This window comes from Paraburkholderia terricola, from assembly GCF_900142195.1.
Lineage (GTDB): Bacteria > Pseudomonadota > Gammaproteobacteria > Burkholderiales > Burkholderiaceae > Paraburkholderia > Paraburkholderia terricola.
In genome coordinates, this window is the sequence record NZ_FRAB01000091.1 from 1 (window position 1) to 5,711 (window position 5,711).

At 57.8% G+C, this 5,711-nt stretch carries 4 protein-coding genes, 1 rRNA gene and 2 pseudogenes; 6 read left to right on the top strand and 1 reads right to left on the bottom strand.

All coding sequences use genetic code 11. The annotated features are described in order from the left end of the window. The first annotated feature begins 192 nt into the window (after positions 1 to 192). From rrf to tnpB (BUE39_RS33425), 3 genes are all read left to right on the top strand, one after another. Positions 193 to 306, top strand: a 5S ribosomal RNA gene (gene rrf / locus BUE39_RS33415). A 215-nt stretch (positions 307 to 521) separates the two neighbouring features. Next, on the top strand, positions 522 to 1,001 hold the full coding sequence (gene tnpA, locus BUE39_RS33420) for an IS66-like element accessory protein TnpA (protein ID WP_073432954.1): 480 nt from the start codon (positions 522 to 524) through the stop codon (positions 999 to 1,001). Next, the gene (gene tnpB, locus BUE39_RS33425; RefSeq protein ID WP_073432955.1) at positions 982 to 1,149 is read left to right on the top strand and encodes an IS66 family insertion sequence element accessory protein TnpB; all 168 of its coding nucleotides are present in this window, start codon (positions 982 to 984) and stop codon (positions 1,147 to 1,149) included. Before tnpA ends, tnpB (BUE39_RS33425) begins: the two co-directional genes overlap by 20 nt. Before the next feature lie 13 nt (positions 1,150 to 1,162). On the opposite strand, the gene BUE39_RS33430 is transcribed toward tnpB (BUE39_RS33425), so the two are convergent. After that, the gene (locus tag BUE39_RS33430) at positions 1,163 to 3,262 is read right to left on the bottom strand and encodes a recombinase family protein (protein ID WP_073432956.1); all 2,100 of its coding nucleotides are present in this window, start codon (positions 3,260 to 3,262) and stop codon (positions 1,163 to 1,165) included. Positions 3,263 to 3,746: 484 nt separating this feature from the next. Here BUE39_RS33430 and tnpB (BUE39_RS33435) point away from each other — a divergent pair, with 484 nt between their 5' ends. The 3 genes and pseudogenes from tnpB (BUE39_RS33435) to BUE39_RS33445 all read left to right on the top strand — a co-directional run. Continuing rightward, positions 3,747 to 3,968 carry an IS66 family insertion sequence element accessory protein TnpB gene (gene tnpB / locus BUE39_RS33435; RefSeq protein ID WP_073432957.1) on the top strand — a complete coding sequence of 74 codons (222 nt, stop codon included), beginning with the start codon at positions 3,747 to 3,749 and terminating at the stop codon, positions 3,966 to 3,968. A 33-nt stretch (positions 3,969 to 4,001) separates the two neighbouring features. Continuing rightward, a pseudogene (gene tnpC / locus BUE39_RS33440) lies at positions 4,002 to 5,336 on the top strand (IS66 family transposase); the annotation flags it as partial. Between the two features lie 145 nt (positions 5,337 to 5,481). Then, positions 5,482 to 5,711 (top strand): annotated as a pseudogene (locus BUE39_RS33445) (integrase); the annotation flags it as partial.

Sequence of the window (5,711 nt, forward strand, 5' to 3'; positions counted from 1 at the left end):
CTAATTGCCCGTAAGGCTTGATCCTATAACCAGTGTGTTTCCGGTGGCGCCTCCCCGCGCCGCCACACACGGTTGAGATCCGCGTTGTGCCCGATACACTCACCACCCCATTGCCCCTGGTGCGATGCACCAGACACTACTTCTTCCAGATTGGTCGTGTTGACCCCCGCGTCAACCTGACAACAAGTCATGCCTGATGACCATAGCGAGTCGGTACCACCCCTTCCCATCCCGAACAGGACCGTGAAACGACTCCACGCCGATGATAGTGCGGATTGCCCGTGTGAAAGTAGGTAATCGTCAGGCTCCCATGCAGAAACACAGACCCCACCCCGCACCGGTGGGGTTTGTGCGTTTACGCGACGTCGAAAGCAAGCCAACAGAGACTAGTAACCGCACCACCAAGGAACGGTTTGCTACCGCGCGAAATACGTCGTAAGCGCGCAGAAATGGACGTCTGGAACTGTTTGACCTGAGCGTGCAGGCTATGTCCACTGTTTCCAAATCAGTGGACACCTTTCATGACAGAAGAACACTCAGAAATGACGGGCCTGAAGGTCGTCAACGTTGGTCGGGACGGTAAGCGCCGATATGACCGGCAAACCAAACAGAAGTTGGTGGAAGCATGTCTTGAGCCGAGTGCTTCGGTCGCCGGGCTCGCACTCAAGCATGGGGTCAACGCCAACTTGCTGCGCAAATGGATCAAGCTGCATCAGCAGCGACTGGCTGGCACGTCCCTACAGCCGGCGCCGACTGGCACAGCTTTCGTTCCGGTAGTCGAAGTCGATAGTCACGAAGAGGTGGTCGCGCCCGCATCCGCGAACGCACACCGCCACACCCCCGCAGCAAGGACGTCGTCACCCGCGATGACCTCGGCGCGGTTGATGGTGCAGATGCCCAACGGCGTCACACTCCGGTTTGAATGCAGCGGCAATGACGCGCCGTTGCTATCGGCCATGATCGAGACGCTAGGACGGTGCGATGTTCCGCCTGGACGATGAACTGAAGGTCTATGTGCATCGCGACGCCGTTGACTTCCGCAAGAGCATCAACGGTCTCGCAGCCATCGTCGAGCAGTCAATGAAGCTCGATCCATTCGCGCGTGCGGTTTATGTGTTCAGCAATCAGCGGCGCGACCGAGTTTCATAATGCATCTCTCCCGTTAGAATCCTGGTAGTCTCAACGTCTTTTCGTCTTGCAGCGCCTCGAAGTTCCGAGGCCTTCTCTCAATCACACCCCGCACGCCTATCTGCACGGCCTCGGAACTTAGCGACGCCACCGGTATCTGCCACGGGGCACACGACATGAGCTGTGAGGCGGGCAAGATCCCTTCATCAATGAGACGGTGAACGGAGCCAACGCAGATCTGCAGGCGCCGGGCGGTTTCCTCGACACTAATCAATTCGCCATCGTTAGATGCTGGATCGAAGGCTGCTATTGCCAGCCTCTCGCGCAGCTCCCGTACCCTTACGGTCGTCCAGGTCTTGCCGTCGGACGACTTGCAGCGCATCCGGTTCATTGTCACGGCCAGGTCGCGATCCGGCCATTTGCCACCGAGTTTGCGCATGACTTCCACCGACCCGTATTGCGTCTGCGCTTCGGTATCGGGATAGCGACCACCGCGTATCCGCGCGATACGCACCTCAGTGTGTCGCCCTCCGGTCCAATGGATTGCAAGCACAGCTTCATTGGACGAGTCGTCCAGATCAATCACCACTTCCTGGATCAGAACGCGCACTATCCGTTGCTTGGTTCTCGGGGTGGCGCCGGATGCGTTCCATGCAGTCGGCAAATCGTGTGCGAGTAACATCAGTCGCTCCCTGTCGATTTCCGGATCGACAAGAAGCTTCGTATCAAGATGTTCGATGCGATTCTGGAGCTCAGCGACGCGCTCAAGTGCGGCGTTCCATCGCGCTTCCAGCTCACGTGCGACCAGCCGCTTGCCAGGATCGACTGCCTCGTAGCGGCGCTCTGCCAGCGAGACTTCATAGCGCGCTTCCTCCGCTTCGCGCGTCAATGCTTTTCGCACCTCATCATCCGCGTGGGACCGCGTTTCACTCGCTCTTATTGCTGCGTCTACTGCATATGTCGAAACCGCTTCCAGCAGTTGGGTCGCTATGGCCTTGTCGACACGTACGCCGCCGATGCCGATGCAAAGTCCGGCGCCAACGTGACTGTCGTCACCCCGGCACTGGTAGCGGTGCGCTTGCCCCGATCTCATCCCGTAAAAGACCCGCATCATCCGGCCGCACCGACCACATCTTACAAGGCCGCCCAACAACGCGCGGCCACCCCGCGCAGATTTGCGAGACATTCGCTTTTGCATATGCGCATTCTCGGCAATCATCCGCTGGTTTTCCTCGAATTCATTCCAGGTGATATAGCCTGGATGGTGATCTTTCAGTAAGACGTTCCACGACTGCATGGGCTTACTGCGGGCACTACCTTTTCTCGCTCTCCCATCAACAACATGAGTCTCAGAACTTTTCCTGCCAAATACATAAGCTCCAGCGTAGACCGGGTGCTGCAATAGCTTGATTACGTTGTGATAGGCAGGTGACTGCCACGCAATCCGGTTGCCAACCGCGCTCTGTCTCAGAACAGGCAATTGGAGCTTCTCCAGCTTGGCCCACAAGAACACCTGACGGGCGCTTCCCAGCTCTCGAAACCGACGGAACACGAGGCGGATTGTTTCCGTGACGCGTTCATCCGGATCCAGTTCAATTTTCCCCAACTCATTCCAGCAGTATCCTGGCGGCAATGAGAATCGAAGTTCCCCTCGTGCAGCTTTCGCATCGCGTGCAGCAATTCCCCGCTCACGTAACAGACTCAGCTCATACTCCGACATTGATCCTTTCAGGCCCAGTAAAAGGCGATCGTTCGTCAGCCGCGGATCGTGTACGCCATCGGGATCAATAATTAGCGTACCAGTCAAGGCACACAGGTCGACGAGGTGATGCCAGTCACGGCCGTTGCGCGCAAGTCGCGATGCCTCGATACAGAATACCGCACCAACTGTACCGCCGCATATTGCAGCCACGAGTTTCTGAAATCCGGGCCGCTCAGTAAGCCCAGATCCTGACCGACCCAGGTCATCGTCTATCACGGTAACGTTGGCGAAACCGGTCTTGCGCGCGGACTCGGCAAGATCGTACTGACGTCGCTTGCTTTCCGTGTGGCTATGCACCTGACCAGGTGACGATTGACGAACGTATACGACGGCGTCGCGACCCAGATGTGCGGAATTGATTTTAGAATTCATCGCCGGCCTCCCGCGCCTGATCCACGTTCCCCACGGAGGTGCCCAGCGCTTCCAGTAGTAGGTCGGCTACGGCCTGTATCAGTTCTTCGCGCGTTGGCGCCGGGAGGAGAAGCACCGGTTCTTCCCGTTCCAGTGATAGAACCAGTTGCCTCCTTGGGGTCATCGACGATGGTCTCATCTGAATTACCTTCCCGTTTTCGAATCAAGGAAGACGATGATCCACCATCGGGCAACAGCGACGTTTCGCACGCAAGCACGTCTCGCAGTTCCATCAATGCGTTCAGGGCAACTTCTGGTGAACCCAACGACATCGTTTCGCACCGCGCCTTGTCAAACATCCATCCTGGCAATTCCCGGGATAGTCCGTTGCGGACTTCTACATGAATCACCTCCGCGGCGCCACGTCCCTTACGACGAACCACCTGAAGTTGCTGGCCGTGCAATGGATGCCATGGATATTCCATTGTGACAAACTTCAATCGGTATGCTGAATGTTGCTTGGTCCCGCGACCGCATCAAGATGCTGCTGTGGGACCGTAACGGCTTCTGGCTTCTCATGAAACGCCTCGAGCAGGACCGCTTCGTATGGCCGCGCAAGGAAGCGGTGCTCATGCTGGGAACAGAGCAACTTCACTGGCTACTGGAGGGCATCGACATCGAAGCGATGCGCGCGCATCCGAGGCGCTATTATCAGCGCGTGACCTGAAACGCGAATCAGCATCGCTGGTCTAATTCAGCGATGCCGCCACCATCCTCATCCTCCACCGACGAACTGCAGGCGCTGCGCGCAGAACTCGCTTCCATGAAGGGCGAGTTGCGTGTGGTGACAGCCGAACGCGACTTGCTGCGCGAGAAGCTTAAGGCCTATCAGCGGCAGCTGTTTGCATCCAGGAGCGAAGTGCGCGGTTCTGAGCAACGCGACCTCTTCCTGAACGAAGCAGAAGCGCTCGCAACAGGATGCGAACCGGCGCAAGAGACCGAAACGGAACATCGCGTCGAAGTCGGCGCGCATGAACGCAAGAAGCGTGGGCGCAAACCGTTGGACCCAATGCTGCCTCGCGAGGTCGTGCGCCATGAGTTGCCCGAGTCAGAACGCGTCTGCGCACACGACGGCCATGCACTGGTCGAGATCGGCGCCGAGATCAGCGAACAACTCGATATCGTGCCGCAGCAAGTTCGCGTCATTCAGCACCAGCGAATCAAATACGCATGCCCTTGCTGCGACCTTGGCATCAAGGTGACGCCGGCACCTTCGCGCATCATCCCGAAGGGCTTACTCACTGAATCAGCGCTTGCATGGGTGGTTGTGAGTAAGTTTGCTGACGCGCTGCCGCTGTACCGAATCGCCGCGTTGCTGCACCGTTTCGGTGGCGATATCTCGCGCGGCACGCTGGCCGCAAGCGTAGTGCGCGTCGGCATGGCAGTGCAACCTTTGATTAATCTGATGCGCGACCACTTGCTCGAGGCCGACATCGTCTACGGCGATGAAACGACGGTGCAGGTACTAAAAGAACCAGGGCGTGCTGCACAACGCAAGAGCTACATGTGGGCGCAGATGAACGGTACCGGACCACCAGTGCGAATGTTCAGCTACAGTCCCACGCGCAGCGCGGCGCAGGCCGCCGCGCTCTATGCTGGCATCAAACACGGCGCGGTGTTGATGAGCGACGGCTACGAGCCGTACAACGAAATCGCCCGAACAAACCAACTGGTGCACCTCGGATGTTGGGCACACGCGCGACGTTACCTGATTGAGGCGGAAGAGGCCCTTCCGAAGGAACAGCGCGGCGGCAATCATCCGGTGAGCGAATTTATTCGGCTGATCGGCCAGCTGTTTGCCGTTGAGGCACGATCCGAAAACATGACGCCGGAGCAGCGCCAGCAACTCAGGCAGGCCAGAAGTCAGCCAGTTCTTGATCAGATCGAGGCGCTGCTATCGCGTCATTTGAACTCGGTGTTGCCGCAAAGCGGGTTCGGCAAAGCGCTTCAATATCTACGAGGCCAGTGGCCCAAGCTTGTTCGCTACGTCGGCAACGGAGCGTGGCCCATCTCGAACAACCCGTGTCATGCCGCTAGCGGCATGACAGGCATTATGCCGACTCCTCGATTATGCCGCGTCATGCATGCGCGTGGCGGTGGGTATGGCCTTTCATGATCGCTGCGTCGGCATAAACATATGATTTCTCAGGCTGGCTAACGCGCTGGCCAGGAGAGATCAGATGAATGCAACACGCACAGTCAGCGAATCCGGCGGGCTGCCGGCCCATCACATCGATGCATTTCTTGATCGTCTACGGACGGCACACTATTCCGAGGTATCGCTTCGCAAGAAACGAAGAGTCCTGTGCGCGTTCTCTGGGTGGATGAAGAACAGGAACATTGACCTGATCGATCTCGATGAGTCTGTCACGGCTCGTTTTTTGAATCGCATGATCGACGCTTCACGAGA